The organism is Pseudoalteromonas sp. GB43 (assembly GCF_054923805.1).
On record NZ_JBPCHJ010000001.1, the window covers coordinates 1,145,110 to 1,169,635 of the forward strand.

Genomic DNA, 24,526 nt, shown 5'->3' on the forward strand with positions numbered 1-24,526 from the left:
TAATCCCTTAAGCTCAGGACTGGCTATTCAGGCCAGTCTTGTAATGCTTTTAAGGTAAACTCATAGCCATCGTAACTTAATAAGCTCTGCTCTGGGGTAATTTCAATTACTGATAACACGCCGATGTTATCGCCTTCATATAACTCACGACCATTTAACTTAATCCAGCGCTTCGATGTTTCTGAAGCATAAATGTGAGCTTGATATTTTATGGTAGGAATAAGGCTTTGTAATGCATCTGGCAAAAGCTCAATAGGCTCTGCATAAGACGTGTTTTTAGTGCTACGGGTAATATCAACACTATGTTTGTTATCAACATCTTCAACTGCTTTAGCAAAGGCATCTTTCAATGTATCTGGCACATCTCTTAATTCATCATTTGTTGATGGTTGAGAAGCCGGTTGACTTGGCTGACCATCAAGCGGCTTGCCTAGCACCTTATATTTACTTAAATCAATGCCATTACTGCTCATTTGCTGCGGATTGATTTGCTGCATTGGCTGCGAAAACTGTGGCTGTGATTGATACACTGGCTGATTTTGATATATTGCTTGCTGCTGGTACTGAGGCTGAACTTGATAACCTTGATTAGCATACACAGGGGCTGAATTGACAGGTACTTGCACCCACTGAAATTGCTGACCTTGCACTGGAGTCTGCTGCATCATTTGTTGCGGTAAAGATTGTTGCACTTGCCCTTGTGGCATGGCAGCTGATTGCCCTGAGTTATTGGTCACTTGCGGGGTTTGGCTTTGTGCTACTTGCTGTTGCATCGTTGGTTGTTGTGTTTCAGGGTTTGCCTCAACTTCAGTCGCAACGCTTTCTGCGGCTTCATTGCTGTTATTAACAACCTTTGGCTGCTCGGCAACTTTAGTTTGCTGTAACCATTTACCAATCGAAAAACCTGCCATAAGGGTTAATATCGCCGCCAGTAATAGGCCAAATGAAAAGGCCAAACGGCGATAGCGCGTTAATTCTTGCTGTTGTTTGAGCGCAAGAGCGGCTTGGTCATGATCTACAGCAGTTTGTGCATGCTGATCAGACTGTTTAATTGCATCTAATAATAAGGACATAAATGAACACTCGTTATATTAGGTAGGATAAACCAATACCCATTCCTAATACGGCTAAAAATGAAACTGGGTAAAGCCAAACATAACTCGGCTCTTTATTTGTTACTGTTGCAACAGGGGTACTGGTTGGAGGAAGAGCCTCAGCAGCAGAGAGCATTACAAGCTCACTGTCGATACTTAGCTTTTGCTGTGAAAATGCACCAACGAGGCACCGCTCACACAACAAATTGATTAATCTCGGCACCCCTTGAGTAACCTGATAAATCGCTTTTAACGCATCCCCTGAGAACAAGGCTTGCTCTGTCCCCGCTTTAAATAAACGATGCTTAACATAGGCAAACACCTGCCCTTCAGTAAGTGGCAATAAGTGATAACGAGCCGTAATGCGCTGGGCAAGCTGCCTTAATTCAGTGCGTTTTAATAACTCTTGCAGTTCAGGTTGCCCTACTAACACAATTTGCAGTAGCTTTTTATGATCTGTTTCGATATTGGTTAACAGGCGCAATTGCTCTAGCACATCAGGAGCGAGTAATTGAGCTTCATCAATAATTAAAATGGTATGACCGCCCGCTTGATTATTTGCCTCAAGGTGCTTTTTAATCACATCAGTAAGTGTCTTCAGAGTCGCATTCGCGCTGTCATACTCAATCTTTAATTCGTCACAAATACTGGCAAGCAGCTCAAGCTGTGACAAAGCTGGGTTATGAATTTGTGCCACTTGCGTGTTTTCAGGTAACTGCTCTTGCAGGCTTCTTGTTAGTGTTGTTTTACCTGTACCCACTTCGCCTGTTAATAATACGAAGCCTCCCGCTTCACCTAATCCATAGGTAAGGTGCGCTAATGCCTCTTTGTGGCGCTCACTAAGAAATAAATACTCAGGATTTGGGGCAATCGAAAAGGGTTTTTCTGACAAGCCAAAATAGCTTAAATACACCGTGTTATTCCTTGCGTTTAAAATCACGGTCTATAATGGCAAAAAACATCGCTACTTAAAACCTTGTTTACATTTTATTGGTTAAATAACGTAAAATAGCGAAAAGGTAAAATTATAGGTGTTTTATGCAGGTTTATTTAGTCGGTGGCGCAGTCAGAGACGCCCTACTTGGTCGTGACGTTAAAGAACGCGACTATGTGGTAGTTGGTGCCACGCCAGAACAACTGATCAGCCAAGGTTATCAACAAGTTGGTAAAGATTTTCCGGTATTTCTACACCCACAAAGTAAAGAAGAATATGCGCTGGCGCGCACCGAGCGAAAACAAGGTCAAGGTTACACTGGCTTCATTTGTGATTTCGCGCCGGATGTCACATTAGAGCAAGACTTAGTTCGTCGAGATCTCACCGTAAACGCCATAGCACAAGCCCAAGATGGCAGCTTAGTTGACCCATTTTCTGGCCAGCAGGATCTTGAAAATCGTGTCTTACGCCATGTCTCAGATGCCTTTAGTGAAGACCCTCTACGCATATTGCGAGTAGCCCGCTTTGCTGCTCGTTATCATTACCTAGGTTTTACTATTGCGCCAGAAACCCAGTCACTATTGACCGAGATGGTTAAAGCCGGTGAACTGAACACGCTAACTGCTGAACGCGTTTGGTTAGAATGCGAAAAATCCCTCAGTGATGGCGCATTTAGCGAGTTTCTAAATGTACTTGCCAGCATCCATGGCCTGTATGTAATTAGCCCTGAGCTTGAAAGTAAATGGTGTGATGAGCTTTACCGTACCTTACAAGCTCGATTTGCCTATGCGAATGAACAACAAATTAGTGACACTGCGTTATTATTCAGCCAAGTTACCTTAGCGCTTTCAAGCAATGAGATAAAAGCGATAGCTAGCAACATACGCTTACCTAATGAAGTGCGCGATTTAGCGCTGTTTAGCCAAACTCATCAAACAAGTTTAAGTGCAGAAAAGCCGACTAGCGAGACCGTTTTTGCTTGCTTTAATCAACTTGATTTATGGCGTCGCCCTGAACGTTTTGAGCAAGTACTCAAAACATTAGAAGTTAGTCACCAACAGCCTGTAGTTTGTTATGACTCTCTCAAAAACGCAGCCACGCAAGCACGAGCAGTCAGCCCGCAACAGTTTATTGCACAAGGTATTAAAGGCGCAGAAATAAAAACCGCGCTTGAGCAAGCGCGGTTAGAGATTATTAAAGGCTACTTTTCGTAGCGCACTAAACGCAAATAAACATCGGACGTTTTTGCGTGAAGACTGTTGATGCCTTTATCAAATTGATACACCCAAGCTAGATCAGTGCGACTGATCCCTGAAGTGCTACTCCAGTAGTTTTGCAGCTTAGTCGATAAAAATGCGTTTTCGTTAATGCTAGGCTGCACACAACTGTGCTCTAAAATACTGGCTAACTCTTTAACATTTGGCACATGCCAATCGCTGTAATCAGCAAAGGTTGCATTTTCAGCCCCGCGTAAAGCTTCGCCCCAAGTAAGCTGCTGACTATTACCTTCACACGTATCCGTTTCAGCGTTGTAGCTTTGACCAAACGTACAACGTTGCCACATTAGACCTGTTTCGCTGTCGCTCACTGTGCCATCTTCGTTAATAACAAAGCGGCTATCAGGAGTCGTTTCATTGACAGCGCTATAACATACTTGCGCAGCGGCATAACCCGATTGTAGAGCAATAACAGTAAGTGCTGTAATTAATGGTAACTTTCGCATATTACTCTCCTGGCGTTCTAACTAAGCGCACAAAGGCGGTGTTACTTTTCGGATACGCTAAATCATTAGCACTACTCATATCGATAATATAAGCTTGCGATAAACTTGTACCGTCTGCCGCGGTTTGCGAAGTCCAATAAGGCATAAATGAACTGCTACCAGTGCTTAACTGAGTATCACTTGGTTGATTTGGGAAGAAGTCACTGTTAAGTAACGTAGACTCACCTTGCTTGGCATAATCTAATAACCCTAATAATTCCGTGTAAGTTGGCACACGCCAGTTTGTACCACCGCAAAAGTCGCTGCTGTTCACATCATTAATGTAAGTTTGTAGGCCACAGTCACTGGTGCTTGGACAGGTAGAGCCCGCAGCCCCTTGTACACTACCCGTTTGCACACCGCTTGAACCATTTAAATACCAAGTATAATGATTTGATGCTGCACGCTCGGAGGTTGCCGGTGGCAATGTTGAACTGGCTTCTTTTACTTCCCAAATAAGCCCAGTTACATTATCGCGTACGCAACTAAAGCTAGTCGCATCATCTGGAAGTTCGTCAGCAAACTCATTCATCTTAGTAAAATCAAATGCCAAATCACCTAAACCGACTTTATCGAGCTGATTTGCGACGCTGTCACGACCTATATCTGCGTCTTGGCTTGGGAAGTCTTCGCTGCTGCAATTAATTTTTTGCGAATTGTTGTAGCAATCACTCATCCCGGTATCGTTAATTAACCCTAGTGGTTTTGGGCTAATATCAATAATCACTGTATCTGTGTCGCTACGCGATTTACTGTCTGTCACGGTAACTTCAAAACTAAGCTCTGAATCGGTATCAACATCAGGGGCTACAAACGTCGTGATACATTGGTTCTGGTTTGCCAAGGTCACAGTTTCGCCTGTTAATTGCTGCCAAAAACATGATTTTGTTGCCGTCACAATTTCACTATTGCTGGCATCAAGGGTTACGGTATCAAACTCGATAACCTGCTGATCAACACCTGCATCAGCAATAATTACCTCAACCGTTTTGTTTAAGGTGAACGACGCCTCTGTACTTGCTGATCCACCTTCATCATCCGTTACAGTTAAACGCCATGTCATCGCTGTATTTGATTCAAGTAGTGGGTGAGTAAAGCTAATGGTTTGGTTGTTGTAGCTGTCAGCCGTTAAATCAGGGCCATCAAGTTGAGTCCATAAATAACTGTCAACTGTACCGTTTTCATCTATATCAGCAGATTCTTCGCCACTTAATGTGATCACATCATTATATTTTGACGGTAACTCTTCTGGCGCAGTTTGGGTGATCACTGCAACTGGCAGTTGATTATTCGAGGTAATAAAAATACTGACCTGATCGGAAACAAGTTGCCCATCGTCGGTTTGGTAATTTACTTTTAAAACAAGTTCTGAGTTAAGTTTAATATCAGGAGCTGTGATGGTTTGTTCAGCACCTTCGGCAGGAAAACCTTCTACTGCGGGGCCACTGACACGCTCCCAGGTAAAGGTACCATCTGCAGGAGAGCCTTTAGCTGAGACAGTAAATTCACTTTTTTCAATAATTTGTTGATCTGAACCAGCATTAACTGTCGCTGCGATTGTATTCGAATCACTCGAACCGCCACCACCACAAGCTGTTAATGTGGTTAATGCTATTAGGCTAAGAGGCACTAATCTCATGAATACCACCTTAAAATACAAAGCCGGCAATAACCGGCTGCCAAATAAACTAACAACTAGCAATTAAAATGCCAAACTTGGGGTTATAAATAACTTTCTTGGTGGATACGTACGAAGAGCTTGGTGCCTATTTTACTGTAATCAACTTTGTATTCTCTGCCATCTAGAGCTTGGATAAACAACAAACGTTTTTCTTCTGCAAATACATCTGGGCTTGATACATACACCATTTCTAAATAACGCTCTTTAGCCTCGCGACGATTTTTTGGCAGGTCTTCTTTAAACGGCTCTAAACCATTTTGAGTAACTTTAATGCGCGGATGGTTCTCACCATTCACAACCACTAAATCGAGTTTCTTATCTTTATGTATAATTGTGTTTCGACCGCTTTTAATAAAAGAACGTTCTTGACTCATAGTCTTTTCCTACTACATAACTGCCGCCTATAGCTTACTTTTCTGTAAGCGAGTCTCTAAAAACTCTTTAGGGTTCAGTTTCCAACGATTCAAATCAGCACTGAATTGCCAAATATCAACATCAAGAACATTGGCAGGTAATAGTAAATCGTATCCTGTCAACTGCCTTAAATGTTGCGTACGATTGGCAAACATGGCAATCAATCCTTTATAAATCTGACCACTAGGGGCCGTGTAGTCCGTCTCTTCTATTAACCATTCTGATGGGCAATCACCATTTTTGCAATACTTTTGAATGACTTGCATAAATAAATGACGTTGCTCGATAAGTAATCGTCCGGCAATTCTTGGGTGAATCTGTGTTAAAAATTCATCTATGTTATTGAGTTTAATACCAACTGCATTTAACTCAAGGTATTCTAAGCCCTGTTCCACTTTTGGTATACCACTATGATGAAAATTAGCACGATTTAACTGCCAATTCCCAATCTTATGATGATAAATAAGCAAATTCTGAGTAAAAGTTAAGCTAAAGTATGGTTCTTGAGTTTTTAAAAAGCCAATAAAAATTGCCGCTATACAGGTTGTGGCCAAAAAAATCTCAACAATGCTAATTTCACCGGGTCTCAATAAGTTAACCAGCATAATAATGATTAACCCTATTCCACCAACAATTAAAAACTCACTGCCATGGCGAGATGATTGAGCACGCACTTTTAGTGCAGGAAGATTTTTATCCATAAACAGAGAAGTAAAAAATAAACATCACAATTGTGACCAATATTATTTTTCTGAGCGTTAAACAATAATTACACTTTGGTGCTTTACTCATTCTAAACCTTTCTTAATTTGTCACAATAAAGGAACAAATTAGCATAACTTTTCACTTTTACGCTAAATGCACAAATTTATGAGATACCTGACATACGTGGCACGTACTAATTTTGTACACTACACTCAACTAAATTTCTGGTAACACGACGATGTACTCTACACAATCTGGTAAGGCACTATTCCCTTTTATTATTACCCTTTTTCTAGGGTTATGCATTTACTTATACCTTCCTTCGAGCCAAGGTGAGCAGAGCAACTTCTCAGGCGCTGCAACTCAAGTAACAGCTCACACTGTCACATCTGAAGAAAATGCTGTGCTCATAGAAGCAATAGGTAGTGCTCGTGCTAACCAAGCGATCTATATTCGCAGTGCGCAAAACGATTATGTTACAGATATATTTTTCAATGATGGCGACTTAGTCAGTAAAGGTCAAAAACTGGTTCAGTTACAGTCTCAAGAAGAAGAATTAGCAGTTAAAGAGCTAAGCATTAATTTACGCGAAGAGCGCCGTCAACTTGATCGTCTCACTGAACTATCACGCTCACAATCAACGGCTAAATCTTTACTAGAAGAGCAGCTTTCACGTGTTGATGCAACCGAGGCGCAGCTTGAGAGCGCCAAAACCAAGCTAGCAGAAATGACAATTAAAGCACCGTTTTCTGGCTTACTTGGCAAGCGCGAGATTTCAATTGGTACTTATGTTAGCAATACTACAAACATCACCACCCTTGATGATATCAGTATCATTAAAGTCGACTTTAAAGTGCCAGAAAAATACCTAGCGCAGTTACAACTGGGTATGAAAGTGATGACGCAAAATGATGCTTACCCAGAAAAAACCTTCAACGGTAAAGTGACCCACATTAGCTCGCGTATCGATTCAGTCACTCGTAGCGTTGAAGTGACAGCAAGCTTTATCAATGAAAAAGGCCTATTACGCCCAGGCATGCTATTAAATACAGCATTAGAGCTAAGCTCAAACCAAGCGCTAATGGTACCAGAGAAAGCCGTCATTCCTCAGCAAGACAAACACTACGTGTTCCAAATTGAAGATGGCGTTGCTAACAAAGTCGAAGTACATGTGGCGGGTCGTCACAATGGCTGGGTAGCTATTGATAAAGGCCTTGAAAATGGTCAGCAAGTCGTGACTGAAGGCATCATTAAGATCCGTACTGGCAGCAAAGTAAGTATCAAGGGCTAAACCATGAAAATTACTGATACTAGCGTTAAACGCCCCGTCTTTGCGATCGTAATAAACCTGTTGTTACTTACCTTTGGTTTGGTGGCATTTTCTATGCTACCACTGCGCGAATACCCAGATATTGAAACACCGATTGTTAGTGTGAGCACTGATTACACCGGCGCCAGCGCAGAGATCATTGAAACTAAAATCACCCAAGTACTCGAAAACCGCATTTCGGGTATCGAAGGCATTAAAAGTATTAACTCGTCGAGCCGAAATGACGCTCAAACATCACCATTGAGTTTAATATCAGCCGCGATATCGATGCCGCATCAAACGATGTACGCGAACGTGTAGCCCGAGCCCTTGATAGCTTACCTGAGCAAGTTCGCCCGCCAGAGGTCTCTAAGTCAAACAGTGATGAAAGCCCTATTGCCTGGTTCGTACTAAACAGTACTACCATGGATTCATTACAGTTATCTGATTACGCACAGCGCTTTATTGTTGACCGATTAGCCGTTGTTGATGGTGTCTCTAACGTACGCGTGGGTGGCGAGCGTAAATACGCCATGAAAATTTGGTTAAACCGTAAAGCGATGGCTGCACGCGGTATTACCAGTAGCGATATTGAAAACACCTTACGCACTGAAAACGTTGAATTACCCGCCGGTGAAATCGAATCTATCGACCGTGATTTTACAGTACGTACCGCGCGTAGTTATAAAGATCAGCGAGATTTTAGAAACTTAGTGATCAAACGTGGTGATGATGGCTATTTAGTACGTTTAGGTGAAGTGGCTGATGTTCACCTAGAAGCTGCTGACGACGAAAGCTTATTCCGTGGTAATGGCCGTAATATGATTGGTTTGGGTATCGTCAAGCAAGCCAAAGCCAATACCCTAACCGTGGTTGATAATGCCCGCGCAGAGCTTGAAAAAATTAAGCGTAACCTGCCAGAAGGTACCACCATTCAAGACAGCTATGACTCATCTATTTTCATCAAAGAGTCTATTGATGAAGTATATAGAACCCTTGGGATTTCAATGGCGCTGGTTGTATTGGTTATTTACCTATTCTTAGGCAATATTCGCGCAACCCTAGTGCCTGCTGTAACCGTACCAGTGGCGTTAGTGGGTAGCTTTATGTTCTTGCTCGCTATAGGTTACTCAATCAACTTGTTAACTCTTCTGGCACTCGTGCTTGCTATCGGTTTGGTAGTGGATGATGCGATTGTAATGCTTGAGAATATTCACCGCCGTATAGAGCTGGGTGAACCACCACTGCTTGCTGCATTTCGTGGTGCCCGTGAAGTTGGCTTTGCGATTATTGCCACCACCCTCGTACTGATTGCGGTGTTCGTGCCGCTAGTGTTTATGGATGGCCGTATTGGTGCCCTATTCACAGAATTTGCGATGGCAGTAAGCGCCGCAGTGTTCTTCTCTAGTATTACGGCATTAACACTTTCTCCAGCGCTTTGCTCTAAAGTATTGAAAGCTTCAGAAAAAGAAAGCAAGTTTAGCCAGTGGATGGATAGAACCTTTAACAAAATCGAAAACGCCTATCGTAACTCTCTGGCTTCAAATATGGGCCGTAAGTGGAGCTTGCTACTGACTATGATTTTGGCTGGTGTTGCCAGCTTTATGCTATTTCAAAAAGTGCCATCAGAGCTTACGCCAAAAGAAGACCGCGGTACTTTCTTTATCATGATGAGTGGTCCTGAGGGCGCAAGTTATGAAAATAACGCTGCAAACATGGCAAAAATTGAAGAACGTTTAATGCCTTACTCTGAATCTGGTGAATTAAGCCGAGTGCTTGTTCGTGTACCTGGCTGGGGTGGCCAAGGTGGTGTTGCTATCATTGGTATGGCCGACTGGGATAAGCGTAAGCGCTCAACATGGGAAGTAATGGACGAAATCAGCGGCAAAATGACTGAAGTGACCGATGTGCGTGCATTTGCAATTATGCGCCGTGGTATTGGTGGCGGTGGTTCATCTCGCCCGATTGAATTTGTACTGCAAGGTAACGATTACGACCAACTAGCCGATTGGCGAGACCGTATCATTGAGCGTGCTGAGAAAAATCCTGGCTTGGTAAGAATCGATCACGATTACAAAGAAACATTCCCGCAGTTTTTAATCAATATTGATAAAAACAAAGCCGCTGATTTAGGGGTTTCTGTATCAGATGTAGGCCGCACACTCGAAACCATGTTAGGCCAACGCCGCGTAACGACCTTTATCGACCGTGGTGAAGAATACGATGTGATTTTAAAAGGCACCAAAGAAGACTTTGCTAATCCGACTGATATCTCAAATATCTATTTAAAATCACGCAGTGGCGAATTAGTACCGCTTGATAGCTTAATTAGCTTAAAAGAAGAAGCCACAGCATCGCGTTTAAACCGTTATAACCGTATGCGCGCAATTACGTTAAGTGCGAACTTAGCAGATGGTTATACCCTAGAAGAAGCGCTTAACTTCTTAAATCAAGTTGCAGCAGAAGAAAACGACATCGACGGTGCAATTGACTACAAGGGTGAATCCCAGCTGTTCTATGAAGGCGCATCGGCAATGACCTATGTATTCATACTGGCATTGACAGTCACCTTCTTAGTACTTGCAGCCCAGTTTGAAAGCTTTATTCACCCATTTGTGATCATGCTTACTGTGCCACTTGGTTTAGTGGGAGCATTATTTGGTTTGTGGTACACCGGACTTACTCTTAATATTTACAGCCAAATTGGTATTGTAATGCTGATAGGTTTAAGTGCGAAAAACGGTATCTTGATTGTTGAGTTCGCCAACCAACTGCGCGATAAAGGCGTTGAGTTTAACGAAGCGATTAGCCAAGCTGCTACGCAGCGTTTACGCCCAATTATTATGACCTCATTGACCACAGTAATGAGCTCGGTACCGCTGGTTCTTGCAAGTGATTCAGGCGCAGAAAGCCGCATGGTAATTGGTGTGGTGGTGTTTACTGGTGTTATTGTTGCAACCTTACTTACCTTATTCGTGGTACCTGCAGCATACAGTGCACTTGCTCGAAATACTCAGTCGCCTGAGTACTTACAAAGCAAGTTAGAACAACAAGCAAAAGACAAGCCGTTAGAAGAAATTTAAAACGCACTTTATTGATACAAAACGCCGTCTTTACGGCGTTTTGTTTTTTCGGCTATAGTCAGCAAAACGATAAGGGAGTTTAATATGGATAACAACATACAAATAGCCACTTTTGGCGGCGGCTGCTTTTGGTGTATTGATGCCGCATTTAGACGTGTGAAAGGCGTGCTTAATGTCAGCTCTGGCTATGCAGGCGGTGAGATTGAAAACCCTAGTTATCAGCAAATTTGTACTGGCTTAACGGGTCACGCTGAGGTGGTTCAGCTCGATTTTGACAGTAGTATCGTGAGCTATAACACCCTGCTTGAAATGTTCTTCACTTTACACGATGCCACACAATTAAACCGCCAAGGTAATGATGTCGGCACTCAGTATCGCAGTGTTATTTACTATCATAATGAACAGCAAAAAGCAGAATCTCAAGCCATGATTGATGCTTTACAAAAGCAAATTCGTGAGCCGGTTGTCACCGAGCTGAGTCCGCTTACAAACTTTTACCCTGCAGAGCAGTACCATCAAGACTATTACAATGAAAACCCAAATCAAGGTTATTGCAGTATTCTTATTGCCCCAAAGCTTGCAAAGTTCGAACAGTATTACGCAGCTAAACTTAAATGAAAAAAGCCCGCTAAGTAGGTAGCGAGCTTTTAAACGCAGAACTAATAATTTTCCTTATTATTAGAACTGATAACGGGCACCTACAAACAAGCGACGCTCGATCGTGTTGTAATAATAAAATTCGTCGTTGATGTAATCACCATCTAGGTCTGTACCATAGGCATCAACGGCGTTGTACTCTTTATCGAATAGGTTTTCTACACGAAGTGACACTGTTAAGTTGTCAGTCGCTTGGTAGTGACCAACTAAATTCCATAACGTATACGATGGTAAGTGCGTTAACTTGCCATCACGATCACCACGGTATTGCATATCGATACCAGCATCAAAATCACCCCATGCTTTGTTTAATGACCAATTTACACTGTGATTTGACACATAGGTTAGTGACTGACCTGTCTCAGTATCTTCCGCTGAAAGGTAGGTAAAGTTAAAGCTGTGATCAAAGCCAAACACTTGGTTTTTAAAGCTAAACTCAACACCTTCGTGGCGAGCTTCGTTTATATTAGTTGGGATCCACTGCCCTGATGCATTTGGTGCCCAAGCGATTTTGTTGTCGATTTCGCTGCGGAAAATCGCAATATCAAGGCTGATATCATTCACATTGAGTGATAAGCCAAGCTCTTGGTTATCTGATGTTTCAGGGTTTAACTCTGGGTTACCTGAGCCCGGGTAATATAGGTCATTAAATGTTGGAGATTTAAAACCTGTGCTTTGACTTACGCGGAATGTCGCGATGTCATTTAAGTGATAGCCAGCAGCAGCAGTGTAAGTTGTTTCATCACCAAACTGCTGATCATCATCTTGGCGAACGGTTAGGTTTGCCAGCACGTGTTCGTCGTCATAATAAGCGCCAACAAACGCAGCGAATACTTCACGGCTGTCTCTTAAGTAAGTACCTGAATTAGTGTTCACTTCATCTTTATACCAATTCAGACCGCCACTAAGAGTCAGTGCTTGATTGAAAAAGTATTGGCCATTGTAATCAATTTGCTCACGCTCAGTTTCAAACTTATCAACCACCGTTGCACCCGTGTAATCAATGCGTGAGTCATCTGAGCTATCACTTGATATGGCAATATCAATGGAATGACTGTGTTTTTCGAAAGCCTTTTTCCAACCTAGTGAAGCTTGGTAATTTTCGAACTCGCCTTTTTCTACGGTGCTGTCTGCAGGGCTATAAGCACTATCGTATTTTGCTTCGCCTTCTGAGTATTGTGCTTGCGCTAAAAACTCACCTAACTGCTCATTTTGATAACCAAGATTAAAGCCAAGGTTTTTGTTCTCGTAGCCGTCTTCATCTGGCGCTAAGCCTTGCAGAACATCAAAACCATCTGTTTTTTCATAACCGGCATTAACGGCAACATCAACACCTGCAAACTGACCACCTGTCGCTACTTGGTACTCTTGGTAAGAGTCTGAGCCAAAAGTAACATCTAAGGTCGTGTTTTGTGCTGTACGGGTAATGATATTAATCACACCAGCTAGCGCATCAGAACCATATACAGCTGCACGTGAGCCTTTAATTACTTCAACACGCTCAATACTGTTTAAAGGAATATTGCTAATACTTTTATAGCCAAGTGTTGCAGAGCCTGTGCGTACACCATCAATTAAAATAAGTGTATGACGAGAACTTGCACCACGTAATGACACACCAGAGCTTTGCCCAAAACCACCATTGGCATTAATTTGAAAGCCTGCTTGAGTGGCTAGTAAGCTTGGTAAGTCACGCACATAGCTTGCTTCAATATCAGCGCGGTCAATGACAGTAACGCTGGCTAATACATCATTAATTGATTGTTCGAATTTATTGGCAGAAACTGTGATGTGCTCGATTGATTGCTCGTCAGCAGATACAGAAAAAGACAACGCAGCAGCAACCGCTACGCCTAACGCAGATTTATTTAGCATGATATCCCCTAGCCTGTGCCCACCGCACACGCGAATAGTAAGTTACTTCAAGGCCGGTCTCCGGACTCTGTACATGCATGGCATCTACATTACCGTTGCGGGGGCAGTGTTGGCATTGTTTTCTCCCTGAAAACGCACCAACTTCCCGATTATCTTGCGACTATTTCACCCTTTGAAATAAAACGTATCTGAAGATACAGCAAGCACCTCGAAAATAGGCCGTTATTGTGATGATTTTGGGGAGGAAAGTCAATGGACGGCTATACTTCTAAACTAAAGTTTTAAGTCTAAAGCTTCAAGCTGCAAGTTAAGTGCTAAGGTGTAAGCCTAAAGTAAAAAAGCCAATCAGCATGGCTGATTGGCTTTTATAAAACAATGATTACCAGAAATACTCATGGGGTTTCGAGTTTCCTAACGGAAAAACAATTCCTTCTGGGTCAGCACCATTAAGCACAAGCTTACAAAGAGCTTTATTTAAACGTCTTCTTGGCTTGGTCATCGTCATTTTCACCCACCAACTTGGTGTTTGTTGGTAAAAATAAGTACTGTGTGGTATGTGTATTTTCTGTTTATTTTACCGTGTTTATTACGATCTATTGCTTTGTTTTTTACTGACATAAATATCCTCTAGCTGAAAATAGCTAGAAGATATCTTTTTCTCTGTAACCTAATATTTGTCTCAAAATACACTCCTTGTAAAGTTCAGAAACTTGTAGGCTTATAGCTTAAAACTTACAGCTTAAAGCTAAAAACATAGAGTATTAATCGCGGAAGTTTTTGAACTGGAATGGTTGACCTAAATCAGCAGTACGAACAACTTGCATTGCTTCTTGTAAATCATCACGCTTTTTACCAGTTACACGTAATTCTTCACCTTGAATAGCAGCTTGTACTTTGATCTTTGAGTCTTTGATTAACTTAACGATTTTCTTCGCTACGTCTTTTTCGATACCTTGCTTAAGAGCAACGTCACGCATTACGTATTTACCGCTACGCGACTCATCTTTAAGCTCAAGGCTAGATACATCTAAGCCACGCTTTGAAATTTTCGCAGCAAGAATGTCAAAAAGTTGCATAACTTGTTGTGGTGCTTCTGCTTTTAACTTGATTACTTTGTCACTTAGTTCGATTGATGCATCAACACCACGAAAATCAAAGCGTGTCTCTAGTTCACGCTTTGCATTATCTACTGCATTCTGCGCTTCGTTCATTTCTACTTCAGAAACAATATCAAATGAAGGCATGGGGTTCTCCTAACATAGTCTTTTTTAAATTCATTTATGGTTGGCAATTATAACGCTTATTTGTCGATTCTTTCTATTTTTATCCGACTTGTTCAGGTGCGATGCAAAAATTGTTTGTTATACTGGCCATTCAATTTCGGCATTTTTAGGGTTTATTGTGACAAGGCGTGTTTACCAAGTTATCTTTTTAGCCAGCATTATTGGCTTTACAATTTTATTTGCCAAAGAAATTAAAGGGGTGAGCAACCTCTTTCCACACGTTGATAAAGTGGCGCATTTTGGTATTTTCTTTGTACTGGTCATGGTGATGGACAAAGCCTTTAAATTGCCACTTATGGTGCAAATTTTACTGTTAGCCGGATATGGTGCAGCCATAGAATTTATGCAAGATATGCTGCCTTATCGTCAAGCTTCGGTTGGGGATTTTGTCGCTGATTTTATCGGTGCAGTTAGCTACTTTATCATTAAACTTGGTTTTCATTTAGGTAGTAAACAACGTAATGGCTAACATTTTAATTGTTGGCGACGGTGCGATTGGCTTATTGTTTAGCCATTTTTTATCTGCACAACATGACATTACATTACTGACCCGTAAGCCAACCCTGACCACGCGTTTTTATCAAGCGAGTAATGGTAAATCACACCCGATTAAAGCTCGCCTTATACATCACAAAGAGCTAAGCCAATCCGCCCCCTTTGACTTGGTGTTAATAACAGTAAAAGCATTCCAGGTGCAAACAGCCTTTGGGCAAGTAAAGCCTTATCTCAGTAAAACATGCCAAGTCGTTATTTCTCATAATGGCATGGGTAATGTTGATGAGCTGAATGCTCAGCTTTTAAAAACGCAAGGGTTGGCGTTTTTAACAACGCGTTTAGCTGGTTTTAAAACAACGCCTTATAGTGTGAGCCATACAGGTGATGGTGAAAGTGTGCTAGGTGCATGTAATGCGGCTGCATGTGAAAACCTCGGTGAACTTAAGCAGCAGTTTAGTTACTTACCACACTTTTCTGTGAGTGATGATATTCACTCATTGCGATGGCAGAAACTGTTAGTGAATATTGCTATTAACCCGTTAACAGCGATTCATAACGTAAAAAATGGCCAGCTACGTGCACCGCAATTTAGCACGCGTATTATTAATTTACTTAATGAGGCGTGCCTGGTAGCCAAAAAACAGGGGGTTAAAGTAAAACTCAGCGAGGCGCTGGATCAAGCCTACTCTGTGATGACAGCCACCGCTGAAAACTTTTCTTCTATGCAACAAGACATCAGCCATAATCGAGAATCTGAAATTGATGCAATTTGTGGTTATGTGTGCGAGCAAGGCGCTAAGTTAGGAATAAAAACCCCCTATAATCAAGCACTGCTCAGCATGATAAAAATAAAAAGTTAAGCTACAAGGGGAAAGTTCTCGTAATGATTTCAGGTATTAAAAAGCGCGAACATTTCGCGCTTTTATCAGTATCTCTTACGGACGATACACTTTTACGTTGCTAAAGCCTTCTTCGTGCAAGAATCAGCGCTTGTAGCTGACTCATCACACCTTTAGCACAATATAAGTAATATTCTTTATCTTTTGGTAAGTCACCAAATTTAGTTGCTAAGCGGAAGAAAGGTAAATGTACAACTTCAATACCTTCAAGTTCTAGTGGGTTTGCGTCTTCTTCTTCAGGTGAGCGAATATCAACAACAACCGCCCCTTCAGGTAAATCAGATACAGACTCAGCTTCTTTCACCTCTTCTTTTGCTTCGGTGTCGATATCGCGAATATCCATCACACGTGCATTTTCAACAACTGTATTTAGCACGTCGAAGTCAAACTTAGCTTCTTCGGCAAGAATAGTTTTGATTTTAGCTTTAACCGTTGGCTTTTTAGAAATGACGCCACAGTATTCAGGCATGCTTTCTGCCATCTCTGCTGTGCCGATTTGACGCGCAATATTGATAATATCTTGCTTGTCGTGTTGGATTAACGGGCGAATGATTAAAGTTTCCGTCACACGGTCAATCACACTTAGATTAGCCAATGTTTGGCTTGATACCTGACCAATACTTTCGCCAGTCACTAGCGCTTGTACACCTAGTTTTTCTGCAACTTGGCTACCGGCACGCATCATCATACGCTTAAGCACAACACCCATTTGGCTGTTTTCAACATTCTCTAAAATCTCAGCAACAACAGGTTCAAAATCAACAGTAACAAACTTCACTTTGTGAGTAGAGCTGAACTGTTTCCAGATATAATAACTCGCCTGCTTAACACCGATTTCGTGAGCCGCACCACCTAAGTTAAAGAACAAGAAGTGAGTACGTGCACCTTTACGGATCATTTGGTAGCTAGCAACACCAGAGTCAAAACCGCCCGACATAAGCGATAATACATCTTCTTGTGTTGGCAACGGGAAGCCCGCCATACCTAAGTGAGTTTGAGTTACAATATATGCTTTATCATCACGTACTTCTAAGCGAACAGTCACTTCAGGGTGAGATAATTTAACGCGTGCACCTTCAACATGCTGGTTTAAACCACCACCAACGTAGCGCTCTACATCGCTCGATGTGAAATCATGCTTACCAGAACGTTTACATCGCACACAGAAGGTTTTGCCTGCAATCGTGTGACCGATTAGTTCAAGTGCTTTTTGGTAAATATCGTCAATTGAGTCGAAGTCTGTTTCTGTTACTTCAATAAACTGTACGATACCTGGAATGCGTTTTAAGCCATCGATAATATCTAAGCGAACTTGCTCAGATTCTAGCAAGCTAACAACAGAGATATTGTCCCAGTTGTTTCTTACCTGCACTTTTTCGTCAACACGACGCAAAACGATCTTAATGTTATTTTCTAATAACTTGGTAAAACGCTTACGAACAGATTTACTCTTGATCGCGATTTCAGGGTGTAATTTGACGATAAATTTAAGCATAGTTCACTCTTAGACTGTGGATTTCACACGCCCTAAGGTATAGCAACCTCAAGGGCGCGCGATTATAACAAAAATTATAGCGTCTAGGAAATAAACTGCTTTGCGGGGTTATTGTTCGCTTTGCTCTGTTTCAGCAAGGGCTAAATACTTTGCCCTTAATTGATTTACTTGCTCTAAGTGTTGCTCGGTGCAATGGGCTTTTAATAGCAGCAATACCTTTAAAATACCGTTATAAATATCGGCTCTGGCAAGTTCGCCGCTTAAGCGGCGAGCTTTGATGTAAGGTGTCCAAAAGCTCACGGTCATTTTAAGCATATGCGCAAGCTCTGTGACATCTTCGTCTTCAATACAAATGATACCGCCTTCTCGTAATGCAAAAAGTACCTCTTTTACTTGCTCCAAAAGCTCAGCTTGAAACGCAATGTAGCCTTTTTTCAGCTCTTCATCACGAGATAAAATATCGCCTAAGTTGTCGTAGAAAAACTGAAAACGCCACATAAGTTCAAATAGCGAATCAAGATAGCCCGCTAGGTTTTCTAGTGCATCATCGTCAGGAGTCAGTGGTTTAAAGTGGGTATGTAAATGGTCGCTATACAAAGCAAATATGTGGCGAATAATATCTTCTTTATTTTTAAAGTGATAATACAAGTTACCTGGGCTTATCCCCATGTGCGAAGCAATATGGTTAGTTGTTATGGCACGCTCACCGTGGCGATTAAATAATTCGATGCTGGTGTGTATGATCTTGTCCTTTGTGCTCATAGCCTATTTACTCTGTTTTTTATGATTATTACGGTCCCCAGCCGAGCAGTATAAACAAATGCGCGACAATTAAATACTACCTTGAAAAATATTAACCTCAATCGGCTTAGTACCTTATATAGGTGAAGGTTCCTAATCCGATACGCGTATTTTCTAAGCTGCATAGTCGAGAAAACACTGTTAATATAGCAAGCAAATTTATAAATCGCTGATAGTTATGAACGTTACTGCAATCTATCCGGGCACTTTCGACCCACTTACAAATGGCCATACAGACCTAATTCATCGCGCGGCAAAAATGTTCGATAAAGTGATTGTTGCCATTGCGCATAATCCTAGTAAACAACCCTGCTTTACCCTTGATGAGCGTGTTGAACTTGCTAATAAGATTTTGGCGCACCTTGATAACGTGAGTGTAATTGGTTTTTCTGGCTTATTGGCTGATTTAGCTCGCGACCATAAAGCCGAAGTGCTTATTCGCGGTATTCGTGCTGTGTCTGACTTTGACTATGAATTTCAGTTAGCTAATATGAATCGTCGTCTAAACCCTGATCTAGAAAGTGTATTTTTAACACCAGCAGAAAAGAATTCGTTTATATCATCAACTCTAGTTAAAGAAGTTGCACGCCACAATGGCGATGTGAGCGAGTTTGTTGACCCTATTGTAGCCAAAGCCTTACAGGATAAAATTCACGGATGAAATTAAAAAAGTTCATTAGCTTAACTGCATTACTAATGATCTCTGCGCCAAGTGTTGCTGGGCCATGGATAGAAAGCGACGACCCACTGCTTCGCGCTTCAATCGAAATGCTATTTAACCAAGGCATTATTAAACAGCCTATTAATAGCTACCCATTAATGTGGCAAGGTATCGCACGGGACCTAGACGTTGCCAATACCAGCCAACTTGATGAGCAAAGCTTATTTGCGTACCAGCATGTAAAACATGCTCTTGATAATGCAAAGCAAAAAACTAGTTCAGGTATTCGCCTAAACTACAACAGCGAGCCACTGTCTCAGCAAGGGTTTGGTAAACGCCACCAGCAAGAAAGCGGTGTAAATAGTTATGGTTCAATCACAGGGAAGCGTGTTAGCGCTAAAGTCAGTGTAAATTACGCCGATGACGCCCTTGATAAGCAGCATGTTACTTACCAAGATAGCTATTTAGCCATACTTCTGGGTAATTGGTCACTTAGTGCAGAGCAAGTAAGCCATTGGTGGGGGCCAAGTAACGATAACGCCCTACTACTATCAAATAATACGGCGCCAATGAAAGGCGTGCGCTTTACCAGAGCAAATACACAATATGTAGGCCCAAGTTGGTTATCATTTATCGGTAACTGGCAGTTAACGGGTATTTACGCCAAACAAAAGCCATATCTAAATAGCTCAGATGACGGTGACTTTTGGGCGCTCCGATTTGCAAGTACGCCATTAACAGGCCTTGAAATAGCAATTAACAGTGCAGGCTCTGATTATTTAACTAACTTAGAAATTGACCCTGTTACACTAGAAAGCAGTGAATCAACACACCGTTTAACTAGCTTAGATGTTAAGTACTCAACCTCTTTAGCGGCGCAACCTGTGGCATTTTATGCTGAAGTAATGGGTCGAAATGAAAGTGGTTTAGCACCGAGAGAGCCATTTTATACGCTGGGTGTTGAAAGCTATTTTGGCTCGAAAGAAAGTCTATTAAAAAGCTACTTTGAATACTCCAATACAGAGCAAACTTGTGAGCAAATTAGTGATTGCGTATATGGCTCTGGTAGCTATACACAACGCTCACGTTTAATCGGCAGCTCAACACCACAACAAAGTAAATCGGCTATCCTAGGCGCCTATTACCATACTCTAAACGGTTATGGTGGCCATGCTAAGCTTCGTTGGATTGAAAGCGAAGCAGCGCAAGCTGAGCTCGCATCAGATATGAGTCAGCTGCAGTTAGAACTCGGTTATCAACAATCTGTCTTTAATGGTCTGTGGAAAGTGACGGGGCTTATTTCAAAAGATGAAATAGGCGATGAGTCAGAAACAAACACAGCCCTTAGAACCAGTTGGGAATTCCGTTTCTAACTAATGAGGTCAAGCTGGTTCAGCTTGGCGTCGAACTCGCCTATATAGCTTCACAAGCCCTAGAAAATCTTTATTACTGAAAAGGGCGATGAGCATCATGATATCCATCAGATTCACAGTGATACTGTAAACATCCCAAAACCACCAACTTCCAGTATAAGCATAGTTAATATCGAAATACATGGCTAAAAACAGTGATGAATTGACGAGAAGCCCAGTGTACACATAAAGCTTAGCTGGAGCCTGTGCAAGATTTCGCTTTCGAGCAATTAACCATACAATTAGCAGAATTGTTAAATCAGATAGCGCCCATATGACATAGGCAAAGCTTGAATCTAACATATCATAACCAAGCGCGATATTGAGTAATGGGTCGCTCATCATGTAAGAAATAAACAGTGCAAGTGAGATCCACATCACTGTTTTGTCACCATTCGGTACAGATGATTTCTTTACCATGTTATAAAGAAACGACATCAAAAACCCCCACATGATGAATGCTGCGAGGTATACTCCAAAGTTGTCTTGGATTAGTTTAAGCATGAAGTAAGTCTTAAAATTTAGCTACTCTAAAAATACTACGAGTTTCATTAAGCGTTAGTAAGGTGTTCAGGTTTATCTAAAAATGACGCTCTAATTTTATATTTCATAAGACGGCAAAGTTTATGCAAAAGAAAAAAGTCGCGATTCGTAATCAATGCAATGAGCATAATTATATCAACGGTATTTACTCCAAACGAATAGATACTCCAGAGTGCCCAAGGTGTTCTGTTTTCGATAACAAAAATATCTAAAAATATACTAATCATCAAAGTTGCGTTTAAAAGCAACCCGAAGACAATGTAGTAGATCGCATTAAAAGTGCCTATTTTTGTAATGCAAATCCACGCTAAAATTGTTGTTATGGTTAGCAGGTCGAAATAAAACCAGTTTAGATAGCTATAAATAGATAAGTTAAAAATACCACTTAAAAAGTATGAAACCATCATTATAAACGCCAAAATAACTAAGCGTTTATCAGGTTTATTAATGTGGGTCACTAAATTAAAAAGAAAAGCCATTAAGAACCCCCATTCAATGAAAGATCCTATCAAACTTCCGACAAAGTCACTTATGTACATGGCTGTTATTATTAAGCTAATTTATGAGTCTTTGCAGAAGCAAAAACAAAGTTTTTCAATTTATTTAAGAATAGAAAGTCGCGATCAACAATTAGAGCAATAATCATTGTAAAGTCAACTATATTGACTCCGAGAGAATACACATCCCATAAAATCCAATGAGTGGTATTTTTATAAACTTCAACGTCTAGGTAAACAGAAAGGAACAAAATTGTGTTAATTATCAAGCCTACAATAAGATAAATAAATGAAGGCGTAGTACGTTTTACAAAATAGAAAGAAACAACCAAGAATGTAAGTGTAGCTAGATCATAAAGAGCCCAATCTAGAAAAGTAGTAGCAGTATAAGTTATCCAATTGAAAAAATAATCCCCTCCTAGATAGGAGAGCATCATTATAAATGAGCTTAAGAGCAACGTGGTTTTTCTTTTATTTTCATCTATACAATAAACAAAAATATTAAAAAAGAACGCCATTAAAAATCCCCACGCACTCATTGCGGATAGGGAAAAAAAACCTAGTTGCTCTATAAAAGACATTCAGTTCCTAGTACTCTTTCTTGCTAGGTGGGAGCATTGCACCACCGCCACGTTGAATCTCTACACCACCTGATAAAGACAGCGCTTCTTTTGATAAAGTTACTGTATCAGATTGCAGGGTTTTATTACTAGTAGTTTGTTCCAAAGCAGGCTTTGTTTGTTGCATTTGGCTATAAGCTTGCATTTGCAATTGGCTATTGTTTGAAACTTGCATAAGTTAATTCCTTTAAGTTAATTGTTTTTTCAGTGTAGCTTACAATAGCTTGTAAGCTGAGTTAAGCGTTCTCATTTTTTTGACGCTTTTTTATACTTCATCGCGACGTTGCCACCGCATTGATAATAAAAGCAATTAACGATCCAACTTTTACAAAAGTTGATCATTTTGATCATAAAAGTCAGTAAATCTAAATTTCAGACATAAAAAAACGCACAGGGGTAACCGTGCGTTTTTCCTATCCAGGGAAAATTAAGCCACGTGTTTACACGGGATCACCGCGCTATTACTTGGCTTTAAAATATATTCCATTGCCACTTCATCGCAATTATCTTTACGAAGGCAAAGCTCACAATCTTTAATCACTTTTTCTGGCAAACTGTCTTTGCTACAAAAGCTGAAACCTTGGCTTGCAAAAAATTCTGGCACTCTTGTCAGAACAATTACCCGACTAAGCGCCAAGCTTTTGGCTTTTTTTAGCAAATGTTCAACAAGTTGACGTCCCTGCCCGGCAATTCGTGATTCGGGGTCCACCCCGAGCGAGCGAATTTCAGCAAGGCCAGTATCGTAAATATAAAGCGAGGCACAGCCAGCAACTTGGTTTTCAACTTCAGTGACAGCAAACTCATTAATTGAGTGAATCATGTCGCTTTTAGCTCGTGGTAGGTTTTCACCTACCGTAGCCCAATGCTGAATAAGCTTAGCGATAGACTCAACATCATTTAAGGTTGCGTCACGTACCGCTATTTGCTGTTTTTTTTTGCGTATTTGATGGCACTTGTTACTTGCTCGAGAGAGGTACCACCCTGCGCTTGTCTTGCTTTAATACAGGCGTCTATTTCTAATACAGGATATACATCTGATTCGAAAATGCTATGCACTGACTTAAATTGCTCTAAACTTAAATCTTCTAAGTTATTCCCTTGTGCAATAGCCATTTGCACGAGCGTACCAACAATGTGATGACCTTCCCTAAATGGAATACCTTTAGCCACTAAATAATCAGCAAGTTCAGTCGCATTTGAGTGACCACCTTTTGCAGCTGCTAATGTTTTATCTGCATTAACTTTAATGCCTTTGATACACGCTTGCGCCATATGAATACATGCCAGCCAAGTTGGCATCGCATCAAATAAGCCCTCTTTGTCCTCTTGCATATCTTTATTGTAAGCAAGTGGTAGCGCTTTAAGTGTCATCATCATGGCACTGAATGCGCCAAAAACGCGGCCAGTTTTACCACGAATTAACTCTAGTGCGTCTGGGTTTTTCTTTTGCGGCATTAGTGAAGAGCCTGATGTTACCCCATCAGAAAGCTCAATAAAGCCCGCTTCACCCGAATTATAGAAAATTAAATCTTCGGCCATACGCGATAAGTGAATCATCGAAATCGATGCACAGCTTAATAGCTCAACCACAAAATCACGATCTGATACAGCATCAAGGCTATTGCGTGTGGCACCATTAAAGCCTAACCCTTCGGCAAGCATTTGCCTATCAATTGGGTACGCAGTACCGGCTAATGCACCGCTACCAAGTGGGCAATAGTTCATACGGTTTTTGGCATCGCTTAAACGGCTCTCATCACGCTCAAGCATTTCAACATAAGCCATACACCAATGACTAAATAACACAGGTTGTGCACGCTGTAAGTGTGTGTAACCCGGTAAAATAGTGCCAAGCTCACGCTCAGCTAAGGCAATAAACTCACCTTTCAGCTCTGCGATTGCTGCAAGGATATGCTCAGCTGTATCACGACACCACAAGCGGAAATCTGTTGCAACTTGGTCATTACGACTACGACCAGTGTGTAACTTTTTAGCAAGGTCACCCACTTTATCAATCAGTGCTGATTCAACATAAGAATGAATATCTTCATGCCCTGCTACAGCAACTGCTTGTGGGTTTGCTTTAACTTCATCTAACAGCTTATTAAGTGCTGCAACTAAGTCATCGTATTCTTGCTGGTTTAAAACGTTTACTTGTTTTAACGCCCCAGCCCAAGCAACTGAACCAATAATGTCTTGCTCTGCAAGTTGATAATCAAAAGGAAGTGAATCGTTGAATTGTTTAAACGCTTCATCTGGACCCGTAGAAAAACGTCCGCCCCATAGTGCCATTGAACTGTCTCCAA

Annotated in this window: 20 protein-coding genes, 3 pseudogenes and 1 riboswitch; of the genes and pseudogenes, 8 read left to right on the top strand and 15 right to left on the bottom strand. The window is 41.3% G+C overall.

What is annotated here, in order from left to right; translation table 11 throughout:
* Positions 1-23: 23 nt before the first annotated feature.
* Both ACRWSG_RS05410 and ACRWSG_RS05415 read right to left on the bottom strand, forming a co-directional pair.
* Positions 24-1,073, bottom strand: a complete 1,050-nt coding sequence (locus tag ACRWSG_RS05410; RefSeq protein ID WP_199530172.1) for a general secretion pathway protein GspB — start codon at positions 1,071-1,073, stop codon at positions 24-26.
* 13 nt (positions 1,074-1,086) lie between these two features.
* Entirely contained in the window at positions 1,087-2,007 is a 921-nt protein-coding gene (locus ACRWSG_RS05415) for an ExeA family protein (protein WP_138599682.1), read from the bottom strand.
* Between the two features lie 125 nt (positions 2,008-2,132).
* Between ACRWSG_RS05415 and ACRWSG_RS05420 the strand changes: the two genes are divergently transcribed.
* A complete protein-coding gene (locus ACRWSG_RS05420) occupies positions 2,133-3,242 on the top strand; it encodes a tRNA nucleotidyltransferase (protein WP_054551114.1) in 1,110 nt (369 codons plus the stop codon).
* On the opposite strand, the gene ACRWSG_RS05425 is transcribed toward ACRWSG_RS05420, so the two are convergent.
* From ACRWSG_RS05425 to ACRWSG_RS05440, 4 genes are all read right to left on the bottom strand, one after another.
* Positions 3,230-3,751: an Lcl C-terminal domain-containing protein gene (locus tag ACRWSG_RS05425; protein WP_054551113.1), complete on the bottom strand. Its 522-nt coding sequence runs from the start codon at positions 3,749-3,751 to the stop codon at positions 3,230-3,232. The genes ACRWSG_RS05420 and ACRWSG_RS05425 overlap by 13 nt on opposite strands.
* 1 nt (position 3,752) lies before the next feature.
* Positions 3,753-5,429: an Lcl C-terminal domain-containing protein gene (locus ACRWSG_RS05430; RefSeq protein ID WP_199530173.1), complete on the bottom strand. Its 1,677-nt coding sequence runs from the start codon at positions 5,427-5,429 to the stop codon at positions 3,753-3,755.
* An 83-nt stretch (positions 5,430-5,512) separates the two neighbouring features.
* Positions 5,513-5,845, bottom strand: coding sequence for a hypothetical protein (locus ACRWSG_RS05435; RefSeq protein ID WP_054551111.1), 333 nt, complete (start codon positions 5,843-5,845; stop codon positions 5,513-5,515).
* 27 nt (positions 5,846-5,872) lie between these two features.
* Complete coding sequence (locus ACRWSG_RS05440) at positions 5,873-6,586, bottom strand: DUF2982 domain-containing protein (protein ID WP_138599679.1); 714 nt, start codon at positions 6,584-6,586, stop codon at positions 5,873-5,875.
* A 242-nt stretch (positions 6,587-6,828) separates the two neighbouring features.
* Here ACRWSG_RS05440 and ACRWSG_RS05445 point away from each other — a divergent pair, with 242 nt between their 5' ends.
* From ACRWSG_RS05445 to msrA, 3 genes and pseudogenes are all read left to right on the top strand, one after another.
* Positions 6,829-7,881, top strand: coding sequence for an efflux RND transporter periplasmic adaptor subunit (locus ACRWSG_RS05445; protein ID WP_138619266.1), 1,053 nt, complete (start codon positions 6,829-6,831; stop codon positions 7,879-7,881).
* Between the two features lie 3 nt (positions 7,882-7,884).
* A pseudogene (locus ACRWSG_RS05450) lies at positions 7,885-10,982 on the top strand (efflux RND transporter permease subunit).
* A gap of 84 nt (positions 10,983-11,066) precedes the next feature.
* Positions 11,067-11,600, top strand: a complete 534-nt coding sequence (msrA, locus tag ACRWSG_RS05455) for a peptide-methionine (S)-S-oxide reductase MsrA (RefSeq protein WP_199530174.1) — start codon at positions 11,067-11,069, stop codon at positions 11,598-11,600.
* 60 nt (positions 11,601-11,660) lie between these two features.
* On the opposite strand, the gene ACRWSG_RS05460 is transcribed toward msrA, so the two are convergent.
* Positions 11,661-13,514 (bottom strand): TonB-dependent receptor domain-containing protein, encoded by a 1,854-nt coding sequence (locus tag ACRWSG_RS05460; RefSeq protein ID WP_462165832.1) that lies wholly within the window; start codon positions 13,512-13,514, stop codon positions 11,661-11,663.
* 34 nt (positions 13,515-13,548) lie between these two features.
* Positions 13,549-13,704, bottom strand: a riboswitch (cobalamin riboswitch).
* Between the two features lie 571 nt (positions 13,705-14,275).
* Positions 14,276-14,758 carry a YajQ family cyclic di-GMP-binding protein gene (locus tag ACRWSG_RS05465; RefSeq protein WP_054551104.1) on the bottom strand — a complete coding sequence of 161 codons (483 nt, stop codon included), beginning with the start codon at positions 14,756-14,758 and terminating at the stop codon, positions 14,276-14,278.
* A 157-nt stretch (positions 14,759-14,915) separates the two neighbouring features.
* On the opposite strand from ACRWSG_RS05465, the gene ACRWSG_RS05470 reads away from it, so the two are divergent.
* Entirely contained in the window at positions 14,916-15,266 is a 351-nt protein-coding gene (locus ACRWSG_RS05470; protein WP_462165833.1) for a VanZ family protein, read from the top strand.
* On the top strand, positions 15,259-16,152 hold the full coding sequence (locus ACRWSG_RS05475; RefSeq protein ID WP_199530175.1) for a ketopantoate reductase family protein: 894 nt from the start codon (positions 15,259-15,261) through the stop codon (positions 16,150-16,152). The genes ACRWSG_RS05470 and ACRWSG_RS05475 overlap by 8 nt, the downstream gene beginning before the upstream one ends.
* A 75-nt stretch (positions 16,153-16,227) precedes the next feature.
* Here the strand turns inward: ACRWSG_RS05475 and thiI are convergent.
* Both thiI and ACRWSG_RS05485 read right to left on the bottom strand, forming a co-directional pair.
* Positions 16,228-17,686, bottom strand: a pseudogene (gene thiI / locus ACRWSG_RS05480) (tRNA uracil 4-sulfurtransferase ThiI).
* A 108-nt stretch (positions 17,687-17,794) separates the two neighbouring features.
* A complete protein-coding gene (locus ACRWSG_RS05485; protein WP_138619258.1) occupies positions 17,795-18,448 on the bottom strand; it encodes a TetR/AcrR family transcriptional regulator in 654 nt (217 codons plus the stop codon).
* A 217-nt stretch (positions 18,449-18,665) separates the two neighbouring features.
* On the opposite strand from ACRWSG_RS05485, the gene coaD reads away from it, so the two are divergent.
* On the top strand, positions 18,666-19,148 hold the full coding sequence (gene coaD, locus ACRWSG_RS05490; protein WP_054551099.1) for a pantetheine-phosphate adenylyltransferase: 483 nt from the start codon (positions 18,666-18,668) through the stop codon (positions 19,146-19,148).
* On the top strand, positions 19,145-20,521 hold the full coding sequence (locus tag ACRWSG_RS05495) for a capsule assembly Wzi family protein (protein WP_199530176.1): 1,377 nt from the start codon (positions 19,145-19,147) through the stop codon (positions 20,519-20,521). The genes coaD and ACRWSG_RS05495 overlap by 4 nt, the downstream gene beginning before the upstream one ends.
* Before the next feature lie 9 nt (positions 20,522-20,530).
* On the opposite strand, the gene ACRWSG_RS05500 is transcribed toward ACRWSG_RS05495, so the two are convergent.
* The 5 genes and pseudogenes from ACRWSG_RS05500 to argH all read right to left on the bottom strand — a co-directional run bounded on the left by ACRWSG_RS05500 (position 20,531) and on the right by argH (position 24,512).
* Positions 20,531-21,064, bottom strand: a complete 534-nt coding sequence (locus tag ACRWSG_RS05500; RefSeq protein ID WP_462165834.1) for a hypothetical protein — start codon at positions 21,062-21,064, stop codon at positions 20,531-20,533.
* Between the two features lie 47 nt (positions 21,065-21,111).
* Positions 21,112-21,582, bottom strand: a complete 471-nt coding sequence (locus ACRWSG_RS05505; protein WP_199530177.1) for a hypothetical protein — start codon at positions 21,580-21,582, stop codon at positions 21,112-21,114.
* A gap of 71 nt (positions 21,583-21,653) precedes the next feature.
* Complete coding sequence (locus ACRWSG_RS05510) at positions 21,654-22,181, bottom strand: hypothetical protein (RefSeq protein WP_199530178.1); 528 nt, start codon at positions 22,179-22,181, stop codon at positions 21,654-21,656.
* A gap of 7 nt (positions 22,182-22,188) precedes the next feature.
* Positions 22,189-22,395: a hypothetical protein gene (locus ACRWSG_RS05515; RefSeq protein ID WP_199530179.1), complete on the bottom strand. Its 207-nt coding sequence runs from the start codon at positions 22,393-22,395 to the stop codon at positions 22,189-22,191.
* A gap of 252 nt (positions 22,396-22,647) precedes the next feature.
* A pseudogene (gene argH, locus ACRWSG_RS05520) lies at positions 22,648-24,512 on the bottom strand (argininosuccinate lyase).
* Positions 24,513-24,526: the final 14 nt, after the last annotated feature.

What these genes read in the sequence shown, in the direction of transcription:
- ACRWSG_RS05505 (WP_199530177.1), bottom strand. Translation starts at nt 21,582, where the DNA reads ATGGCTTTTCTTTTTAATTTAGTGACCCACATTAATAAACCTGATAAA.
- ACRWSG_RS05475 (WP_199530175.1), top strand. Translation starts at nt 15,259, where the DNA reads ATGGCTAACATTTTAATTGTTGGCGACGGTGCGATTGGCTTATTGTTT.
- ACRWSG_RS05485 (WP_138619258.1), bottom strand. Translation starts at nt 18,448, where the DNA reads ATGAGCACAAAGGACAAGATCATACACACCAGCATCGAATTATTTAAT.
- ACRWSG_RS05460 (WP_462165832.1), bottom strand. Translation starts at nt 13,514, where the DNA reads ATGCTAAATAAATCTGCGTTAGGCGTAGCGGTTGCTGCTGCGTTGTCT.
- ACRWSG_RS05430 (WP_199530173.1), bottom strand. Translation starts at nt 5,429, where the DNA reads ATGAGATTAGTGCCTCTTAGCCTAATAGCATTAACCACATTAACAGCT.
- ACRWSG_RS05510 (WP_199530178.1), bottom strand. Translation starts at nt 22,181, where the DNA reads ATGTCTTTTATAGAGCAACTAGGTTTTTTTTCCCTATCCGCAATGAGT.
- ACRWSG_RS05500 (WP_462165834.1), bottom strand. Translation starts at nt 21,064, where the DNA reads ATGCTTAAACTAATCCAAGACAACTTTGGAGTATACCTCGCAGCATTC.
- ACRWSG_RS05410 (WP_199530172.1), bottom strand. Translation starts at nt 1,073, where the DNA reads ATGTCCTTATTATTAGATGCAATTAAACAGTCTGATCAGCATGCACAA.
- msrA (WP_199530174.1), top strand. Translation starts at nt 11,067, where the DNA reads ATGGATAACAACATACAAATAGCCACTTTTGGCGGCGGCTGCTTTTGG.
- ACRWSG_RS05445 (WP_138619266.1), top strand. Translation starts at nt 6,829, where the DNA reads ATGTACTCTACACAATCTGGTAAGGCACTATTCCCTTTTATTATTACC.
- ACRWSG_RS05435 (WP_054551111.1), bottom strand. Translation starts at nt 5,845, where the DNA reads ATGAGTCAAGAACGTTCTTTTATTAAAAGCGGTCGAAACACAATTATA.
- ACRWSG_RS05440 (WP_138599679.1), bottom strand. Translation starts at nt 6,586, where the DNA reads ATGGATAAAAATCTTCCTGCACTAAAAGTGCGTGCTCAATCATCTCGC.
- ACRWSG_RS05420 (WP_054551114.1), top strand. Translation starts at nt 2,133, where the DNA reads ATGCAGGTTTATTTAGTCGGTGGCGCAGTCAGAGACGCCCTACTTGGT.
- ACRWSG_RS05515 (WP_199530179.1), bottom strand. Translation starts at nt 22,395, where the DNA reads ATGCAAGTTTCAAACAATAGCCAATTGCAAATGCAAGCTTATAGCCAA.
- ACRWSG_RS05495 (WP_199530176.1), top strand. Translation starts at nt 19,145, where the DNA reads ATGAAATTAAAAAAGTTCATTAGCTTAACTGCATTACTAATGATCTCT.
- ACRWSG_RS05425 (WP_054551113.1), bottom strand. Translation starts at nt 3,751, where the DNA reads ATGCGAAAGTTACCATTAATTACAGCACTTACTGTTATTGCTCTACAA.
- coaD (WP_054551099.1), top strand. Translation starts at nt 18,666, where the DNA reads ATGAACGTTACTGCAATCTATCCGGGCACTTTCGACCCACTTACAAAT.
- ACRWSG_RS05465 (WP_054551104.1), bottom strand. Translation starts at nt 14,758, where the DNA reads ATGCCTTCATTTGATATTGTTTCTGAAGTAGAAATGAACGAAGCGCAG.